This is a genomic window from Streptomyces sp. NPDC059832, from assembly GCF_042731715.1.
In the GTDB taxonomy this organism is placed as follows: domain Bacteria; phylum Actinomycetota; class Actinomycetes; order Streptomycetales; family Streptomycetaceae; genus Streptomyces.
The window spans coordinates 283,184-301,115 of sequence record NZ_JBHWIY010000007.1 but is presented as its reverse complement, the minus strand read 5'-3'; the positions used below and the strand labels follow the sequence as shown (position 1 = coordinate 301,115).

The 17,932-nt window shown below is 69.9% G+C and carries 15 protein-coding genes; 10 read left to right on the top strand and 5 right to left on the bottom strand.

What is annotated here, in order from left to right; genetic code table 11:
- Window positions 1–3: 3 nt before the first annotated feature.
- Window positions 4–1,353: a glutaminase A gene (gene glsA, locus ACFV8T_RS15605; protein ID WP_385327769.1), complete on the top strand. Its 1,350-nt coding sequence runs from the start codon at window positions 4–6 to the stop codon at window positions 1,351–1,353.
- Between the two features lie 101 nt (window positions 1,354–1,454).
- Here the strand turns inward: glsA and ACFV8T_RS15600 are convergent, their stop codons facing one another.
- Complete coding sequence (locus ACFV8T_RS15600) at window positions 1,455–2,279, bottom strand: endonuclease I family protein (RefSeq protein WP_385327768.1); 825 nt, start codon at window positions 2,277–2,279, stop codon at window positions 1,455–1,457.
- 250 nt (window positions 2,280–2,529) lie between these two features.
- On the opposite strand from ACFV8T_RS15600, the gene ACFV8T_RS15595 reads away from it, so the two are divergent.
- The 3 genes from ACFV8T_RS15595 to ACFV8T_RS15585 all read left to right on the top strand — a co-directional run bounded on the left by ACFV8T_RS15595 (window position 2,530) and on the right by ACFV8T_RS15585 (window position 5,277).
- Window positions 2,530–2,730, top strand: coding sequence for a hypothetical protein (locus tag ACFV8T_RS15595; protein WP_266423914.1), 201 nt, complete (start codon window positions 2,530–2,532; stop codon window positions 2,728–2,730).
- 77 nt (window positions 2,731–2,807) lie between these two features.
- A complete protein-coding gene (locus ACFV8T_RS15590; RefSeq protein WP_385327766.1) occupies window positions 2,808–3,965 on the top strand; it encodes a methyltransferase in 1,158 nt (385 codons plus the stop codon).
- Between the two features lie 121 nt (window positions 3,966–4,086).
- Window positions 4,087–5,277 (top strand): acyl-CoA dehydrogenase family protein, encoded by a 1,191-nt coding sequence (locus tag ACFV8T_RS15585; RefSeq protein WP_385327765.1) that lies wholly within the window; start codon window positions 4,087–4,089, stop codon window positions 5,275–5,277.
- A gap of 343 nt (window positions 5,278–5,620) precedes the next feature.
- Here ACFV8T_RS15585 and ACFV8T_RS15580 read toward each other — a convergent pair whose 3' ends face one another.
- From ACFV8T_RS15580 to ACFV8T_RS15570, 3 genes are read right to left on the bottom strand one after another with little or no spacing between them, the layout of a single operon-like run.
- A complete protein-coding gene (locus ACFV8T_RS15580) occupies window positions 5,621–6,529 on the bottom strand; it encodes a carbohydrate ABC transporter permease (protein ID WP_385327763.1) in 909 nt (302 codons plus the stop codon).
- The gene (locus ACFV8T_RS15575; RefSeq protein ID WP_385327761.1) at window positions 6,526–7,542 is read right to left on the bottom strand and encodes a carbohydrate ABC transporter permease; all 1,017 of its coding nucleotides are present in this window, start codon (window positions 7,540–7,542) and stop codon (window positions 6,526–6,528) included. The genes ACFV8T_RS15580 and ACFV8T_RS15575 overlap by 4 nt, the downstream gene beginning before the upstream one ends.
- Window positions 7,539–8,846, bottom strand: coding sequence for an ABC transporter substrate-binding protein (locus tag ACFV8T_RS15570; RefSeq protein ID WP_385327759.1), 1,308 nt, complete (start codon window positions 8,844–8,846; stop codon window positions 7,539–7,541). The genes ACFV8T_RS15575 and ACFV8T_RS15570 overlap by 4 nt, the downstream gene beginning before the upstream one ends.
- A gap of 542 nt (window positions 8,847–9,388) precedes the next feature.
- Between ACFV8T_RS15570 and ACFV8T_RS15565 the strand changes: the two genes are divergently transcribed.
- The 3 genes from ACFV8T_RS15565 to ACFV8T_RS15555 all read left to right on the top strand — a co-directional run bounded on the left by ACFV8T_RS15565 (window position 9,389) and on the right by ACFV8T_RS15555 (window position 13,868).
- Window positions 9,389–11,092: a class I mannose-6-phosphate isomerase gene (locus ACFV8T_RS15565; protein WP_385327757.1), complete on the top strand. Its 1,704-nt coding sequence runs from the start codon at window positions 9,389–9,391 to the stop codon at window positions 11,090–11,092.
- Window positions 11,089–12,036, top strand: a complete 948-nt coding sequence (locus tag ACFV8T_RS15560) for an ROK family protein (protein WP_385327756.1) — start codon at window positions 11,089–11,091, stop codon at window positions 12,034–12,036. Before ACFV8T_RS15565 ends, ACFV8T_RS15560 begins: the two co-directional genes overlap by 4 nt.
- 62 nt (window positions 12,037–12,098) lie before the next feature.
- Window positions 12,099–13,868: a beta-galactosidase family protein gene (locus ACFV8T_RS15555; protein ID WP_385327754.1), complete on the top strand. Its 1,770-nt coding sequence runs from the start codon at window positions 12,099–12,101 to the stop codon at window positions 13,866–13,868.
- A gap of 106 nt (window positions 13,869–13,974) precedes the next feature.
- Here the strand turns inward: ACFV8T_RS15555 and ACFV8T_RS15550 are convergent, their stop codons facing one another.
- Window positions 13,975–15,144, bottom strand: coding sequence for a Gfo/Idh/MocA family protein (locus ACFV8T_RS15550; RefSeq protein ID WP_385327753.1), 1,170 nt, complete (start codon window positions 15,142–15,144; stop codon window positions 13,975–13,977).
- A 424-nt stretch (window positions 15,145–15,568) separates the two neighbouring features.
- On the opposite strand from ACFV8T_RS15550, the gene ACFV8T_RS15545 reads away from it, so the two are divergent.
- The 3 genes from ACFV8T_RS15545 (at window position 15,569) to ACFV8T_RS15535 (ending at window position 17,859) form a co-directional block, all read left to right on the top strand.
- A complete protein-coding gene (locus ACFV8T_RS15545) occupies window positions 15,569–16,345 on the top strand; it encodes a FadR/GntR family transcriptional regulator (RefSeq protein ID WP_376316825.1) in 777 nt (258 codons plus the stop codon).
- A gap of 30 nt (window positions 16,346–16,375) precedes the next feature.
- Window positions 16,376–17,419: an enolase C-terminal domain-like protein gene (locus ACFV8T_RS15540; RefSeq protein WP_266734710.1), complete on the top strand. Its 1,044-nt coding sequence runs from the start codon at window positions 16,376–16,378 to the stop codon at window positions 17,417–17,419.
- A 110-nt stretch (window positions 17,420–17,529) separates the two neighbouring features.
- Window positions 17,530–17,859 carry an L-rhamnose mutarotase gene (locus ACFV8T_RS15535; RefSeq protein ID WP_385327752.1) on the top strand — a complete coding sequence of 110 codons (330 nt, stop codon included), beginning with the start codon at window positions 17,530–17,532 and terminating at the stop codon, window positions 17,857–17,859.
- Window positions 17,860–17,932: the final 73 nt, after the last annotated feature.

Sequence of the window (17,932 nt, the reverse complement as noted above, 5' to 3'; positions counted from 1 at the left end):
CGGGTGAGTGCCGCCGCCGACGCCGTCAACGACGCCCTGCGGGAACTGCACACACGGTTCACCGGGCTGCGGGACGGCCGGCCAGCCGACTACATCCCGCAGTTGGCCCTGACCGACCCGGATGCCTTCGGGCTGGCGCTGATCAGCATGGACGGCCATTGCTACAGCGCGGGTGACGCCGAGGCCCCGTTCACCATGCAGTCCGTGTCGAAACCGTTCGTCTACGCCCTCGCCCTGTCCGTCCTCGGGCTCGACGAGGTGGGCCGCTGGGTCAATGCCGAGCCCAGCGGCGAGGCGTACAACGCCATCAGCCTGGAACCGGACACCGGGCGACCCGACAACGCCATGGTCAACGCGGGGGCCATCATCACCACCGCGCTGATCCCGGACACCCCCGACGCCCCGAGGTTCGACCGCATCCTCGACTGCCTGAGCCGGTTCGCCGGCCGGCGGCTGGACGTGGACGAGCAGGTGTACGCCTCCGAGGCCGCCACCGGCGACCGCAACCGCGCCCTTGCCTACCTGATCCGGAGCACCGGCCCGCTGCCCGTCGACCCGGTCGCGGCGGTCGAGACGTATTTCAGGCAGTGCGCGGTGCGGGTCACCGCACTGGACCTGGCCGCGATGGCCGCCACCCTCGCGCACGGCGGCGTGAACCCGCTCACCGGTGACGCGGTGGTCCCGGGGCCGGTGACCGCGCAGGTGCTGGCGGTGATGGCGACCTGCGGCATGTACGACGCCTCGGGCGACTGGCTGCTGCGCGTCGGGCTGCCCGCGAAGAGCGGTGTGTCCGGCGGGCTGATCGCCGCAGGCCCCGCGCGGTTCGGCCTGGCGACCTACAGCCCGCGGCTGGACCCGACCGGCACCTCGGTGCGCGGGCGTGCCGCGCTCGGCGCGCTGTCGGAGCGGCTCGGGCTGCATCTGATGCACAATCCGGCGCTGGCCGGCACCACCGTCACACTCGTCGCCACCGCCGACGAGCTGCCCGCCGCCGGGGCCGCTCCGCAGGACCGTGTCCCGCGCGAACGGGTCGCCGTCGTGGCCGCCCAGGGCGCCATCGACTTCACCGCCGCCGAGCGGGTGCTGTACGCGCTGGACGAGTCGCGCCCCCGGGCGATGGAACCGGTCGTGCTGGACCTGGAACAGGTGACCGGCGTCGACGGGGTGGCTCGGGCGATGCTGCGCGGCGGGCTCGGCCGGATCGCGGCGGACGGGGTGCGCACCGCCGTCGCCGACCCGGCGCACCGGCTCGCCCTGCCCGGCCCCGGACGGCAGGACGGACCGACGGCGCTGCGGTGCTTCGCCACCCGCGCGGAGGCCGTGGCCTGGTGCACGGGCGGCGGGCCCGGCTGAGCGCCGCCGCCCGCGCCGTCACGTCGACGGGCGGGCCGGCGACGTGACGGGGACGGCAACGGGACCGGCGGATGTCCGCCGGTCGTCCGGGGCGCTCGGGTCTACCAGATGGACTCGACCCACTCGGGGTGATCGATGAACGGGTTCCGGTTGTGCTGGTACTGGTCGAATATGACGTCGTTGCGCCGCTTCTCGAAGGTGTCCGGCGGGTCCTCCTGGCTCCACGCCTTCAGTACCGACAGGCGGCCGATGTTCGGGGCGGAGCCGTTGGACACCTTGTCGTTGGGTTCGAGGTCGGGGAACGAGTCGTCGCCCTCGTAGCGCACCGCCATGTAGAGGAGCATGCGGGCCACATCGCCCTTGACCGCGTCGCGCGGCTCGAAGGAGTCGCTGTCGGTGTAGTTGCCCGGTGCGCCGCTGACCGCGCTGCCGCCGTTGTCGAAGTCCTTGTTGCCGCGGATCGAGTTGACGGTGACGTCCTCCGGGCGCAGGTGGTGGATGTCGGTGCCGGGGCCGGTGGCGGTGCCGAAGTTGCCGTGCGACTTGGCCCAGACGTGCTCGCGGTTCCAGTCCCCGACCGCGCCGCCGTTGGAGTTCTTGGACTGGGAACGTCCGGTGTAGAGGAGGATCACGTTCGAGCTGTTGGCGGGGTCCTCGTCGGTGTCCTTGAGGGCGTCCCAGACCTGGCTGTAGGAGAGCTTGGTCTGGTTGCTGATGATCGCGTGCAGGGCGCTCTTCAGCTGGGTCCCGGTCTTGCCGAGCGCGTCCTGGTAGTACGTGTCGTCGAGTACCCGCAGCGGTGTCGCGGTGGTGTGCGTGGCCTCGGGCGTGGCGGCCGGCGCGGCGGCGGCGGTGCCGCCGAGCACCGCGAAGGCGGCAAGGGTCGCCAGCAGCGGGCGCCGGTAACGAAGGTGACGACGGGACATGTGGGGTGTCCTCTCCGGAAATGCGTGCGCCCCGACACCGTCACAAGGTGGGGGGCGGCGCCGCGGCGATCGTGTGGTACGTGGTAGCCGGGAGCCTTCCACACGCACCGTGACCATGGTGTGAACAGCGCGTACCTATCATGTGCAGGTCAAGTGATGGCTCGGCCGCGACGCCGGGAGCGGATCGCGGGGCCTCGGATGCGGCGGACCTGGCGCGGGGCGAGAATGACCGAAAGGACGAGGAGGCGGCATGAGCGACGAGCCCGAATCCGTATTCGCATCTCGGGGAGTGACTCCCGACAGCCTCTTGCACACCGGCGGCAGCGACAATCCGTCGGCAGAGGACCTGGTGCTCGCCTCCGGGCGGGACCTGACTCCGAAGAATCTTCAGTGGGCGGAGCGCAGGCTCGCCCGGGAGGGCCGGTCGGCGATCGACAAGGCGCTGCCCTAGCGGGACACGGCGGTCCGGTGGCCGGCGCGCGGGGAGTGTGTGGGCGCTCCCCGCGGCTCGGCTAGCCTGGGTGCACAATGAACCGTTTGACGACGTCAGGGGCCGGGTTCGAGCTCGCCCGCTACCCCGAGGACCCGCGCGACCCGTTCCGTGCCTGGGACGCCGCCGATGAGTACCTGCTGCGGCGGCTGGAAGGGGCCGACGGGACGGATCCGGTCGATCTGTCGGGCGCCGTGGTCGTGGTGGGCGACCGCTGGGGCGCGCTGAGCACCGTACTCGCCGGGCACCGGCCCGTACAGATCACCGACTCCTACCTGGCGCAGCGCGCGACCCTGGCGAATCTGGACCGCAACGGGGTGGCCGCGGACGCGGTACGCCTGCTGTCGGCCAGGGACACGCCGCCGGACCGTATCGACGTCCTGCTGGTACGGGTCCCGAAGAGCCTCGCGCTCCTGGAGGACCAGCTGCACCGGCTCGCGCCGGCCGTCCACCCGGGCACCGTGGTGATCGGCACCGGGATGGTCAAGGAGATCCACACCTCCACCCTCAAGCTCTTCGAGCGGATCATCGGTCCGACCCGCACCTCCCTGGCCGTCAAGAAGGCCCGGCTCATCTTCAGCACTCCGGGCCCGGGAACGGCCCGTACGCCCAGCCCCTGGCCGTACCGCTACGACCTGCCCGAGGGGCTCGGCCCGGTCTCCGGCCGGACCGTCACCAACCATGCCGGGATCTTCTGCGCCGAGCGCCTCGACATCGGCACCCGGTTCTTCCTCGGTCATCTCCCCGCGCGCAGCGGGCCCGACCGGGTCCTCGACCTCGGCTGCGGGAACGGTGTCGTCGGGCTGGCCGCCGCGCTCGCCAACCCCGAGTCGGCGGTCACCTTCGTCGACGAGTCGTACCAGGCGGTCGCCTCCGCGGAGGAGACCTTCCGGGCCAACACCGGCCCGGACGCCAAGGCCGAGTTCCTGGTCGGCGACGGGCCGGCGGAAGTGCCGCCCGGCAGTGTGGACCTGGTCCTCAACAACCCACCGTTCCACTCCCACCAGGCCACCACCGACGCGACGGCCCGCACCATGTTCCACGGGGCCCGCACCGCACTGCGGGCCGGCGGCGAGCTGTGGGTCGTCGGCAACCGGCACCTCGGCTACCACACCCGGCTCCGCCGCATCTTCGGCAACTGCGTCACGGTCGCCGGCGACCCGAAGTTCGTCGTGCTGCGAGCCGTCAAGCGCTGACCCCCGCCGCCAGGCGCCGACCCCGCCGGAACCGTCCCGGCCCTTCCGGATTCTTGCAACACGTTCTACTGTGTGCGCCGCCGCACACGGACGACGCGACCGCGAGACTCCCGGAGGGGCCGTGCACCTCGAATACACGCCTGAACAGCAGCAGTTGCGCGCCGAGCTGCGCAGCTACTTCGCTGCGCTGGTCCCCGACGACGCATACGCACGCTACGCCGCCCCGGCGGCCCAGAAGACCTTCTACCGGGAGACGATCCGCCGCCTCGGCACCGACGGCTGGCTCGGCGTCGGCTGGCCGACGGAGTACGGCGGACGCGGACTGTCCCCGATGGAACAGTTCATCTTCTTCGACGAGGCCGCACAGGCGGGCGTCCCGCTCCCGCTGATGGCCCTCAACACCGTCGGCCCGACGCTCATGCGGTACGGCACCGACGAGCAGAAGGCGTACTTCCTGCCGAAGATCCTCGCGGGCGAGATCGACTTCGCGATCGGATACAGCGAACCCGACGCGGGCACCGACCTCGCCGCCCTCAAGACCCGGGCCGTGCGCGAGGGCGACGAGGCCACCGGCCACTACACGGTCGACGGGCAGAAGATCTGGACGACCAACGGCGACACCGCGGACTGGGTCTGGCTCGCCGTCCGCACCGACCCGGACGCGGCGCCGCACAAGGGCATCACCATGCTGCTCGTCCCGACCACGGACCCCGGCTACTCCTGCACCCTGATCAACACCCTCGCCTCGCACGACACCACCGCCAGCTACTACGAGAACATCCGCGTCCCCGTCTCCCGCCGCGTCGGCGACGAGAACAAGGGCTGGCGGCTCATCACCAACCAACTCAACCACGAGCGCGTCACCCTCGCCGCCCACGGCACCATGGCGATCCGCGCCCTCCACAACGTCCAGCGCTGGGCATCGGACACCCGGCTCGCCGACGGCCGCCGCGTGATCGACCTCGGCTGGGTCCGCGCCCTGCTGGCCCGCACCCACACCAGGCTCGACGCCATGAAGCTCCTCAACTGGCAGATGGTCTCCGCGGTCCAGAACGGAACCCTCACCCCGCAGGACGCCTCCGCCGTCAAGGTCTACGGCTCCGAGGCACGCCGCGACGCCTACGCCTGGCTGATGGAGGTCGTCGGCTCGGCGGGACCGCTCAAGGAAGGCTCGGCGGGCGCCGTGCTCCACGGCGAACTGGAACGCGGGTACCGCTCCGCCGTCATCTTCACCTTCGGCGGCGGCAACAACGAGATCCAGCGGGAGATCATCTCCTGGATCGGCCTGGGGATGCCGCGCGTACGGCGGTGAAGACGGGTGTGACGAGGATTCATAGTTGGGCACAGGAGAGGCATGGTTGGCACCGGCTGCAGCCCGCAGTCATCGGGATGCCGGCTCCGACGGGAAGGACGTGCCGCGACCACGGCAGGGCGCCACGAAGGTTCGGACTGAGGGGATGCCCCACGTGGTGGTGTGAGCTGCGGCACGACGTCTCTTCGGGGGTGCCGATCTGTCGCGGCGGCTGGTTCCTGACGGTCTGTCGGAACTTGGCGTTCCGTTGCTGTCGTCGTTTCTCGGGTGAGCCACTGCCCTCACCTGCTGAGAGAAGCCCGCAACACTCGCCAAAGCTGATCAGCGCGGAACTGTCCGCGCGTCAGCTCTTGAGGCTTCCGGCGGACAGCCCCGAGCGCCAGAACCTCTGGAGGGCGAGGAAGGCGATACAGAGGGGGACCACCGACACCAGGGAGCCCGTGACGACGATGTCGTACCAGGGCTGGTCCCGAAGCTGGCTGTTCCAGAAGTAGAGCCCCAGGGTGAGCGGCCAGCGTGAGTCGTCGGCGAGCATCATCAGTGGCAGGAAGAAGTTGTTCCAGATCCCCACGAACTGGAACAGGCAGATGGTGACCAGCGCGGGCGACATCAGCCGCAGGGCGATGGTGAAGAAGATCCGGAGTTCTCCCGCGCCGTCGACCCGGGCGGCGTCGGTGAGTTCGTCGGGCACGGAGGCTTCGGCGTAGACGCGGGCGAGGTAGACCCCGAAGGGGGTGACGGCGCTCGGGATCAGCACCGACCAGTACGTGTTGACGAGGCCGGTCGACGAGGCGAGCAGATACAGCGGGAGGGCGAGCAGCGGCGGGGGGATGAGCACCGCGCCGAGGATCACGGCGAAGACACCCTCCCGGCCTTTGAAGGGATATTTGGCCAGGGCGTATCCGGCCATCGCGGCGAACAGGGTCGCCACCAGGGCCCCGGCCCCGCAGTACAGAAGGCTGTTGAGGAGCCAGCGGCCGAAGACGCCGTCGCTGTGCCGGAAGACCTTCGTGAGGTTGTCGGCGAGGTGGAAGTGCGAGCCGAACCAGAAGCCGTTGCTGCCGAACAGGTCGCCGTTGGATTTCGTCGCCGAGACGATCAGCCACCAGATCGGCAGCAGGAAGTAGCCCGCGATTGCGGACAGCAGCACGGTGGTGCTCAGTCGGGCGGCCGAGGTGCCGCGACGGCGGGCGGGCGGCGCCGCCCGCCCGGGGTCGGACCCGCGGTGTCGGGGTGTGGGCTGCGTGCTCATCGCGATCCTCGTGTGCTCAGGCGCAGGAAGCCGTAGGACAGGACGAATGTGGCAAGGGCCAGGACCACCGCGACAGCCGCGGCGAAGTTGTAGTCGTTGAGGCCGAAAGCAGCCTGGTAGGAGAGCATCACCGGGGTGTAGTTGCTGCTGATCGTGGCGGTCATGGGGCGCAGCACCATCGGTTCGCCGAACAGCTGCAGCGTGCCGATGATGGAGAAGACGCCGGTCAGGGTGAGGGCCGGGCGCACCAGCGGCACCTTGATGTGCCAGGCGATCCGGAATCCGGAGCATCCGTCCAGCTCGGCGGCCTCGTACAGCTCCTTGGGGACCGACTGCAGCGAGGTGTAGATGATCAGCATGTTGTAGCCGGTCCAGGACCAGGTGACGATGTTGCCGATCGAGAAGAGGATCACGTTGTGGGAGAGGAAGTCGACGTCTACGCCGATGCTCCTGCCGACGTCGTTCAACGGACTGATGCCGGGCATGTAGAGGAAGGCCCACAGCACCGCCGCGATCACACCGGGGATCGCGAACGGCAGGAAGTACGCCACGCGGAAGAAGCGCTTGAACCGTGCCACTTGCGAGTCGAGGAGCAGGGCGAGGAGCAGGGCGAGACCCAGCATCACCGGCACCTGGACGAGGCCGAAGACCAGGACCCTGCCCACGCCCTTCAGGAACGTGCTGTCGGTGAGCACCCGCGTGTAGTTGTCCAGGCCGGCGAAGACGGTGCGCGGCGCCCCGAAGCCGAGCCCGGAGCGCTCCACCCGGAACAGGCTCTGATGGACGGCGTACCCGATCGGGATGACGAACACGGCCAGGAACAGGACGCCGAACGGGGCGAGCAGCACGGCGGCGGAGCGGTTGCGCCGGGCGGCGAGCCTGCTGCCGGAGCGGCCGCGCGACGGCCGCCGCTCCCGGCCCGGGGCACCGGAGAACCGGTCCCGTCCGTGACCGCCCGACGGCGCCGGCCGGTCCGCGACCGGCACTGCCGGGGAGTCCACATCGCGGGTCATCTGACCTTCACGCCCTTCGACTTGATCGCCGCGAGCGTCTTCTTCTGTACGTTGTTGAGCGCGTCGAACAGCGTGCCGGAACCGGCGTAGGCGTTGGCGGTCGCCTCGTCCAGATCGACACCGAACTGCGACTGCGTGGGACCCCACTGCCAGTTCGTGTCCGTGTGCTGGGCGGCTTCGCCGAACACCTTGTAGATGTTCTGGCCGCCGTAGTACTCCACGCCCTTGTTCACTTCGGGCAGCTCAAGTCCGGCGGTGGCGGCCGGGTAGATGCCGGTCTTCGTGATCAGATTCTTGAGGCTGTCGGGGTCGGTGCTCATCCAGGTGGCGAACTCGACTGCTTCGTCCTTGTGCTGACAGCCCTTGAGCAGGGCCGTGCTGGCGCCGCCGTCGTTGCCGAACTCTTTCTCCCCGTCGGTCCACTGCGGCATCGGGGCGACGGCGAACTTGCCTTTGGCCTTGGGGGCATTCTGGGCGATCAGCGGGTTCAGCCAGACCGCGCCGATCGCCGTGGCCACCTTGCCGGACTGCAGGCCGCTCCACCATGCGGGGCTGTAGCCCTGGTCCGTGGCCACCAGCTTCTTGTCCACCAACTGCTGCCAGTAGTCAGCGAGTTGATGGGACTGGTCGTCGTTGACGCCGACGTGCCACGCGTCGCCCTCGGTGCCGAACCACTTGGCGCCCTTCTGCCAGGCCAGGCCGGACAGGGTGATCGCCCGCAGGTTCACGATGTGGGCCTCGGGGTCGGCCATGTGCAGCTTCTCGGCCGCCTTGGCGTACTCGTCCCAGGTCGTCGGCACCGGGATGCCGTACTTCTTGAAGACGTCCTTGCGGTAGTACATGGCCATCGGGCCCGTGTCGACCGGGATGCCGTAGGTCCTGCCCGCGACGGTGACCTGGTTCCACGTCCACGGAACGAACTTGTCCTTCGCGGCACCGGCCTCCTGGGAGACGTCCTCCAGGGCGCCCTCGAGCAGGAACGTGGGTATGGACTCGAAGCCGATCTGCGCCAGACAGGGGGCGTTGCCCGCCTTCACCGCCGAGAGCATCTTGTCGTAGCCGCCCTGGCCACCGGACGGCAGCTTCTTGAAGGTGACCTCGATGTTCTTGTGGGTGGCGTTGAACAGCTCGGCCGACTTGTCGTAGCCAGGGGCCCAGCCCCAGAACTCCAGGTGGACGGTGCCGCCGGCGGCCTTGTCGTCGCCGCTCCCTCCGCACGCCGCCGCTGTCAGGACCAGGGCGGCCGCGGACAAACTCCCGAGTACGACCCGCTTTCTGGAGCGCGCGGCCAACTTAGCAAGCATTTATGTGCACCTTCCCGTTGCGAAGAACTGGAAATTACTCAGATTCTTGGGCACGTTGAACGTGAGGAGCCTGGTGCTGCCCTCGAAGGTCGAGGGGTGGGGCTGTAGTTTCCCGAGGCGCTGAGGTCCGGTACTTGTATCCATCGCGAGGCGAAGCTCAGTATTTGTGGGGTGCTCCGTGACGTCAAGACCATAGATCGGATACATTCCAGCTGTGGAGATCCGTAGCTCAGAAATATCAGATGGACATTGAAGCGGCTGCGAGCCTGCCTTCATCGCCGCGTCGGCCGTGATCCCACCGTCGGACACCAGGCCGGGACCGGACCGGCGGCTGGAGCGCCATGGGGAGGCTGAGCGGACCGGAGAGCGACGGCGACCCGGTCGCCGCCGCCCTCCGACCGTCCCGATCATGGCGCGGTCGGCGCCTGCGCCGCATGGACCCGGCATCACGCCGAGTGCGGTGCTCCCGGCCCTCGTCGCAGGAGCGGCCTGAGCCGCACGATCAGCAAGCCCTAGCGAAAGACAGAAAGGCTGACACCGTCATGTCGGAAGTTCGCGGCTATGAAGCCGAACCGTGTTACAGCATCTCCGCAGAGGTGGGCGCCGGGTACCGGGAGGCGGTCGCCGGACTCGCCCCGGGGCTTGTCCTCGCCGTCGACGGCCCGGCGGCCGTGGACTGGGAGGCGGTTGCCGCCGGGATCTGTGAGGCGCTGGCCGCCCGTGCCGTCGCGACCAAACAGACCGACCTGCGCGAGCACTTCGCACCCTGGCCGGACGTCCTCGCCCTGACCGCCTCCGCAGTGCTGGAGGACGACCTGGACTTCGCCCCGCTGTCCCGGGCCGGGCTCGCCGACTTCTTCACCGGGCTGCCGGAGCCCGGGGCCGCCGACGACACCGTAACGGTCGTCTTCGGACCGGGCGCGGCCCTGGTGCCGCACGACCGGCTCTGGTACGCGGACCTGCCCAAGCGGTACGCCGAGGCTCAGATCACCGGCGGGACCGGCCGCAACCTGGGGCAGCCCGCCGGTACCGGGGCGGGCACGACCCGTCGGCTCTTCTACATCGACTGGCCCGTCCTCGACCGGCACCGCGACACCCTCGTATCCGGCGTCGACCTGTGGCTGGACACCCAGGACGCGCAGGCCCCGTCCTGGCTGGAGGGCGCCGCCCTGCGCGCTGCCCTCGCAGATCTGGCCAGGCGGCCCTTCCGTACCCGCCCCACCTTCAACACCACTTCCTGGGGCGGACATTGGGCCCAGGAGCAGTTCGGCTTCAACCAGGAGGGGGCCAACACCGCGCTGGGCTATGAGCTCATCGCTCCCGAGAGCGGGATTCTGGTGGGTACGCCGGACGGTCCGCGGGTCGAGGTGCCCCTGCAGGCACTGGTCGCCTCGCACCCCGAGGCGATCCTCGGCGACGACGTACACGCGAGGTTCGGCACCTCGTTCCCGATCCGCTTCGACTACCTCGACACCGTCGGCGGTGGCAACCTCTCCGTCCACTGCCACCCGCAGTCGGACTACATGCGCCGCGTATTCGGATGGCCGTACACCCAGCACGAGACCTACTACATGATGCTCGGCGGGCCCGGCCGGCAGGTGTTCCTGGGGCTGCGCCAGGACGCCGACGTCGCGGCCTTCCGACACGAGGCGGACCGGGCGTTCCACGACGGCGTGCCGTTCGACATCGAACAGTACGTCCAGACCTTCCCCGCCGATCCGCACCAGATCTTCCTCATCCCGGGCGGCACCCCGCACGGCAGCGGCGAGGGCAATGTCGTACTGGAGATCAGCGCGACGCCGTACCTGTACAGCCTTCGCCTCTACGACTGGCTGCGCAAGGACAGCGAAGGCAGGCAGCGGCCGGTCCACGTCGGCCACGCGTTCGAAAACCTGGACCCGGACCGGTCGGGGGAAGCCGTGGCCAAAGACCTGGTCCCCACGCCGCGCACCCTGCGCTCGGGCGACGGCTGGCACGAGGACGTCATCGGCCGCCTCCCGGAGATGTTCTTCGAGGTCCGGCGGATCGCACTGGCGCCGGACACCGTCACGGACGACGACACGGACCACCGCTTCCACGTCCTCAACGTCGTGGAGGGCGACGGAATCCTCCTGGAGACCAGTGGCGGCCACCGCCATGTGCTGGCGTACGCCGAGACACTGACCGTGCCCGCCGCGGTCGGCGCCTACCGGGTGTGGGCCCTCGGCGGGGGACCGGTGCGCTATGTGAAGGCGCTGGTGCGGTGAGCCCCGCCGACGAGGCCACCATCTCGGTCCTCGAGGTCGGCGGCACCCATGTGACCGCGGCCGGTGTCGACATCCGCGCCCGCAGCCTCCGGTCCGGCCGCTCGTTCCGTGAGGCGGTGGACAGTAACGGCAGTGCCGAGGAGATCCTGTCGGCCCTCGTCCGCTGCGCCGACCGGCTGTCCGGCCTCGGCGCGGGCCCATGGGCCGTGGCACTGCCCGGTCCGTTCGACTACGAGCGTGGGATCGGGCGGTTCGAAGGGGTCGGCAAGTTCGAAGCCCTGCGGGGGGTCGATCTGCGGGCCGCCCTGACCGCATCACTGCCCGGCGCCACCGCGCTCAGCTTCTGCAACGACGCGGACGCGTTCGTGCTCGGCGAGTGGTGGGCCGGGGCGGCGCGCGGGCACCGCACCGTCGCCGGTATCACGCTCGGGACCGGTGTGGGTTCCTGCTTCCTGCGCGACGGCCGGATACTGCGGCACGGCCCCGGGATCCCTCCCGAAGGCCGGGTCCACAACCTGCGGTACGCGGGCGGACCCCTGGAGGAGACGGTGTCCCGGTGTGCCCTGCGGCGGGCCTACGCACGGGCGACCGGCGCGGCGCCGCCCGACGTCCGGGAGATCGCCCGGCGGGCGCGGCAGGGGGACCGGGCCGCGGCGGAGGTGTTCACCGAGACGTTCCGTGCCCTGGGAAGGGTGCTCGGGCCACTGCTCGCCGCCTTCGAACCGACGGTTCTGGTGGTCGGGGGCGCCATCGCGGGGGCCTGGGACCTCCTGGCCGAACCGCTGCGCTCAGGGCTCGCCGAGGCCGATCCGGTCCGCAACCGACGCGTCGTCATCACCCCGGCGCACCGGCCCGACGAGGCCCCGCTGCTCGGCGCGGCCTACCTGGCCGGGGTGTGCCGCCGGCCGGGCGACCGCACCGCTCCGCTCGGAGACTCCCGCTGACACCGGCCCGGCACGTGCGACGAGGCCTCCTCCATCCACACCCCCGACCCCTGGGAACAGCTGTGACCCCTCCCCGTTCCACCGCCGAACTGACCGTGACCGAGCGCGGCTTCCTGCGCGCCGGACGCCCCCACCAGATCGTCTCCGCCGCCATCCACTACTTCCGTGTCCACCCCGAACTTTGGGAGGACCGGCTGCTGCGGCTGCGCGCCATGGGCGTCAACACCGTCGAGACCTACATCGCCTGGAATCTGCACCAGCCGGCTCCCGGGCAGACCGACTTCTCCGGACAGGCCGATGTCGCCCGCTTCCTGCGCACCGCCGCCCGGCTCGACCTGGACGTGATCGTGCGACCCGGCCCCTACATCTGCGCCGAGTGGGAGTTCGGCGGCCTCCCCGCATGGCTGCTGGCCGACCCCGGGCTGCGGCTGCGCCGCACCGACGACCGCTATCTGGCCGCCGTGGACGCCTGGTTCGACCAGTTGACCCCAGTCCTGCGCCCCCTGCTCGCCGGCCGGGGCGGGCCGGTGATCGCCGTCCAGATCGAGAACGAGTACGGCAGTTACGGCCATGACACCCCCTACCTCGACCATCTGCGGCAGGGCCTGATCCGACGCGGCGTGGACTGCCTGCTGTTCACCGCCGACGGAGCCACTGACGGCGTACTGCGCGGGGGCATGCTGCCCGGCACCCTGGCGACCGCGACCTTCGGCTCACAGCCCGAGGAGTCACTCGCGACCTTGCGCCGCCACCAGCCGACCGGCCCGCTGATGTGCTCCGAGTACTGGCACGGCTGGTTCGACCACTGGGGCGAGCACCACCATGTACGGAACGCGGACGAGGCCGCCGGGGAGCTGGATCGGATGCTGACTCAGGGCGCCTCGGTCAACCTCTACATGGGCCACGGCGGCACGAACTTCGGGTGGTGGAACGGAGCCAACCACAACGAGACCGACTACCAGCCCACCTGCACCAGCTACGACTACGACGCTCCGGTCGGTGAGGCCGGCGAGCTGACCGAGAAGTTCCACGCGTTCCGCGCGGTGATCGAGCGGCACCGTGGCCCGATCCCGTACGCGATACCCGCGACACCGGACCGGCTCGCCCCGCAGACGGTACGGCCGAACGGTGCGGTGGCGCTGGCGGACTGCCTCGACGTGCTCTCCACTCCTCGGCAGCGGCTCTCACCGGAACCGATGGAGGTGCTGGGCCAGTCACTGGGGCTGATCCACTACCGCACGTGGCTCCGTGGCTCCTTCCCCGACTCGACCCTGCGCGTGCACGGCCTCGCGGACCGGGCCCAGGTGTTCCTCGACGGAGTGCCGCTGGGCGTCCTGGAGCGGACAGGGTCGCTCGACGCGCTGCCGATCAACGTCCCCGACACCGGTGCCGAACTCGACCTGCTGGTGGAGAACATGGGACGGATCAACTACGGCCCCTTGCTGGAGGATCGCAAGGGCATCAGCGGCGGCGTCCGGATCGACGGCCAGTACCAGTTCGACTGGGAGATCCGCCCCCTCCCGCTGACCGATCTGGCAGGCCTGCGGTTCGGGGCCGCCGAACGGATCGAGGGCCCGGCCTTTCACCGTGCGACGCTGGAGGTACCGGAACCGGCCGACGGTTTCCTGGCCCTGCCGGGCTGGACCAAGGGCCAGGTGTGGCTGAACGGCTTCGCCCTCGGCCGTTACTGGGACCGCGGACCCCAGTGCACCCTGTACGCCCCCGCCCCGGTGTGGCGGGCCGGCCGAAATGAACTCGTGATCCTGGAACTGCACCGGCCGGGCGAGCGGATCGAGCTCTGCGACGTCCCGGATCTGGGCCCGACCGACTGACCTCCGGACTGCCAAGTGGCTCCGGTCCGTATTCCTTCCGGACCGGAGCCACCTGAAGCGAGTGCCGGAGGGCCGACGGGATTCCGCCGGCTTCCGCCTGCCCGAATCAGCTCTGGCCGTGCCCGAAGTACACGGCCAACTCCCGGTCCGGGGCCGCGACCTCGACGGCCCGGCCGCCGTCCCGCAACGACATGGTGGCCGCGTAGCCGGCGGCCACCGCTTCGCGGGCCGCGACGGGCGAGGTGACGGTGGCTCCGCCGTCCCGTGCGAACCGCAGGAACTCCGCCATCAGCACGGGATCGGCGCCCCCGTGCGTGCCGGTCGGTGTGTGCACGGGCACCACCAGATCGGCCTCGGCGCGGCCGTCGGAGCGGCGGTTCCACACGTGGACCTCCGCTCCCTCCGAGTCGCCGAAGTTCTCCAGCCGCCCCTCGGTGCCGATCACCGTGTAGTTGCGCCAGTAGTCGGGGGTGTAGTGACACTGCTGGTAGCTCGCGAAGACTCCGTTGTCCAGCTGCATCTGCATCATGCTCAGGTCCTCCACGTCCACCACCGGGTGGAGACCGGTCTGGCTGAGCGGCGGCCAGTTCTCCGTCGACAGCCACTCGGTCATCCGCTCCCCGCTGCGGTCGCGGTGTGAGTCGATGTCCCCGTAGACCGTCAGCCCGCCCATGGCGTTCACCCGCCGGGTGTAGCCGCCGGCCAGCCAATGGATGACATCAATGTCGTGCGCGCCCTTCTGCAGCAGCAGGCCGGTGGTGCGGCGTCGGTCCGCGTGCCAGTCCTTGAAGTAGAAGTCCCCGCCGTGGCCGACGAAATGGCGGCACCAGATGGCCTTGACCTCGCCGATCGCCCCCTTGACGATCAGTTCACGCATGGCCACCACGACCGGCATGTGGCGCATGTTGTGGCCCACGTACAGCGGGGTCCGATGCCGGTGAGCCGCCGCGAGCAGCCGGTCGCACCCCTCGGTGGTGATCGCCATCGGTTTGTCCAGGAACACCGGTACACCGGCCTGAAGGAAGTCCAGGCCGATCTCCTCGTGCGTGTGGTCCGGAGTCAGCACCAGCACGCCGTCGAGTCCCGCGTCGAGCAGCTCGTGGTGATCCGCGGCGGTCCGCACCCGGGTGCCGAATCGCTGTTCGGCACGCGTCAGCAACTGCCGGTCGCGGTCGCAGGCGGCGGCCACCAGTGAGCCCGAACCGGGCCGGTGGGCCAGGTCGGCCAGGTCGCTGCGATTACCCAGGCCGATGACGCCGAGCCTGATGTCGTCCAAGGTGCTTGCCCTTTCAGAAGGTTTCGACCCCAGCAGGGCGAGGATGACCGGATGATAGATCTGGAACATATCCGGTTGCATGGTGGGATTGTCTTGATTCTGAGGGGGTCGGGATGGTGTCGACCACCAGGACGGCCGTGCTCTCGGAGGTGCTGCGGCCGGGCGGAGAAGGATGTCGCCCCGGTGAGAGGTGGGGCGAGGTGGTCGGCGCGGGACGGAACGAGTCTGAGTTCACCGGATCCTGGCGTCAAGAGTTTGGATGTGATTCACTGAGCCCGAATTGGCTGATGTATCAGAAACATACCGCAGATGGTGCGTCTCTGCGTCGTTCGGCAACCTCATGCCCGACGTGGACGGCCGTACCGTCCGGACCGCCGTGACATGGATCGACGGAGTAGTGGACCGACGTGAAAGGGGAGTGCCGGTGACCCGCGCAGCCCACAGCACCGCACCCGCGCCGCAACCCCCGGGCGACGGGGCCGGTTACCGTCCCGGCTACGAGGTCGCGGCCGAACGCATCCTCGAGTACCTCGTCCTGGCCGGCCTGGGGCCCGGCGCCCGGCTGCCCACCGAGCAGGACCTGGCCGACCGGGTGGGGATGAGCCGGACCGTGGTCCGCGAGGCGGTGAAGATCCTCTCCGCGCTGGGCCGGCTGTCCGTGCACAAGGGCCGCGGCATCTACGTCGCCCAGCCCGACCAGTCCTCCTGGCAGCACTCCCTGACCCACTTCCTGCCCGCCGATCTGCGTCAGGTCGACGAACTCTTCGAATTCCGGCGCCACTTGGAAACCACCACCGCCCGCCTGGCCGCCGAACGCGCCACTCCCGCCCAGGTCAAAGCCGTCCGCGCGGCCGCCCACCAGTCCACCCGGGCCGCCCGGCAGGACGACATCGACGCCTTCAGCCACGCCGACGACACCTTCCACACCGCCATCGCCACAGCCACCAACAACGCCTTCTTCGCCGCCACCATCGACACCCTGCGTCGCCTGCAACACCAGGTCACCGCCATAGGGCTGGCCGGCCTCGCGGGCGGATCCCTACGCGACGCCGCCGCTCAGCACGAAGCCATCGCCCACGCAATCGCCACCGGCGAACCCACGCACGCGCACACCCTCATGGCCCACCACATCGACCGGACCACCCACCAGTTCCAACGAGAGATCCGGCACCGCATCACCCCGGGCCACCCCAACGCCTGAACCCCACACCACCACCCATGAAGGACACCCATGCGAATCACCGACGTGACTGTGGAACTGGTCGATCTGCCCGCTCAGCCGCCCTTCCGGTGGCGGGCAGGGCTGCCCGGATCGGAGCCGGCGGTCGTGGGCGGGATCCTGCGGGTCCACACGGACGAAGGCCTGGTGGGCGAGGCGCACACGAGACGTGGGCTGATCGTCGCCGATCTGGTGAACCGCCGTATACGTGAGGACCTGCTCGGCCGCGACCCGCTGATGCGCGAGCTGCTGTGGCACCGCCTGTGGGAGCTGGACCGCATAGAGGAGCTCCCCATCTATGCGCTCGGCCTGGTCGACGTAGCGCTGTGGGACCTGGCCGGTCTCGCGGCCGGACAGCCGGTCCACCGGCTGCTCGGCCCCTACCGCGAGGCCATCCCCGCCTACGCGAGCACGGTCACTTTCGGCAGCGTCGAGGAGTACCTCGATGTGGCCGACCAGTGTCTGGAGCTCGGCTACTCCGCCATCAAGCTGCACGCGTGGGGAGACCCGCGAGCCGACGCGGACCTGTGCCAGAAGCTGCGGGCCCACGTCGGTGACGACGTCCCGCTCATGTACGACGGCTCGGCCGGGTTCGACCTCGCGGACTCGGTGTACCTCGGCCGCGCGCTTTCCGAGGCGGACTACCTGTGGTACGAGGAGCCGATGCGCGAGTTCAGCGTGACCGCCCACCGGTGGCTGGCCGAACAGGTCGACATTCCGCTGCTGGTCGCGGAGACTTCCGACGGCGCGCATTTCAACGTCGGTGACTTCATCATGGCGGGCGCGGCGAGCCGGGTCCGCACCAGTGCGCAGCTCAAAGGCGGGATCACCGGAGCCCTGCGCATCGCGCACCTGGCCGAGAGCTACAACCTGCGGGCCGAGGTGCACGGCAGCGGAGTGGTCAACGCCCACCTGTGCATGGCGATCCCCAACACCACCTACTACGAGTCCCTCGTCTACACCAACCCCGTGCAGCGCGAGCCGGCGGTCGGTGCCGACGGGCTGGTGCGGGCGCCGTCGGCCCCCGGTATCGGCTTCGATCAACCGGGCTGGTGACGACTTCCGATCGAACCAACAGGGCCGCTCCGGAACGTCCTTGACGATGATTCAGGTTCCAACGGCGCAACGTCTCAATGCCTCAGTGCTTCGTGGAAAGGAGCCACACCATGCCCGTGCAACGCTACGCCTCGGCCATACGCCTGCGTGGGGAACTCGAGGCGGAATACCGCGCCTTGCACGCGGCGGCCTGGCCCGAGGTCCTCGCCACCCTCAAGCGCGCCCACATCGGCAACTACTCGATCTTCCTGCGTGACGGGCTGCTCTTCAGCTACCTCGAGTACACCGGCGAGGACTACGAGGCCGACACCGCGCTCGTCGCCGAGTGCCCGGTCACCCGGGACTGGTGGGCCCGTACCGACCCCTGCCAGCAGCCATTGGACAGCGCCGGCGACGGCGAGTGGTGGGCACCTGCCGAAGAGGTCTTCCATCTCGAGTGACATCAGGGGCAAACGGCGGAGGGGGGGGGGGGGAGGGAGGCGCGCCCCCCCCCCCCTTTTTCCTCTCCCAGTC

Excerpts from the sequence above, each read along its gene's own strand:
- ACFV8T_RS15600 (WP_385327768.1), bottom strand. The coding sequence starts at position 2,279 with ATGTCCCGTCGTCACCTTCGTTACCGGCGCCCGCTGCTGGCGACCCTT.
- ACFV8T_RS15595 (WP_266423914.1), top strand. The coding sequence starts at position 2,530 with ATGAGCGACGAGCCCGAATCCGTATTCGCATCTCGGGGAGTGACTCCC.
- ACFV8T_RS15590 (WP_385327766.1), top strand. The coding sequence starts at position 2,808 with ATGAACCGTTTGACGACGTCAGGGGCCGGGTTCGAGCTCGCCCGCTAC.
- ACFV8T_RS15580 (WP_385327763.1), bottom strand. The coding sequence starts at position 6,529 with ATGAGCACGCAGCCCACACCCCGACACCGCGGGTCCGACCCCGGGCGG.
- ACFV8T_RS15575 (WP_385327761.1), bottom strand. The coding sequence starts at position 7,542 with ATGACCCGCGATGTGGACTCCCCGGCAGTGCCGGTCGCGGACCGGCCG.
- ACFV8T_RS15570 (WP_385327759.1), bottom strand. The coding sequence starts at position 8,846 with ATGCTTGCTAAGTTGGCCGCGCGCTCCAGAAAGCGGGTCGTACTCGGG.
- ACFV8T_RS15565 (WP_385327757.1), top strand. The coding sequence starts at position 9,389 with ATGTCGGAAGTTCGCGGCTATGAAGCCGAACCGTGTTACAGCATCTCC.
- ACFV8T_RS15540 (WP_266734710.1), top strand. The coding sequence starts at position 16,376 with ATGCGAATCACCGACGTGACTGTGGAACTGGTCGATCTGCCCGCTCAG.
- ACFV8T_RS15535 (WP_385327752.1), top strand. The coding sequence starts at position 17,530 with ATGCCCGTGCAACGCTACGCCTCGGCCATACGCCTGCGTGGGGAACTC.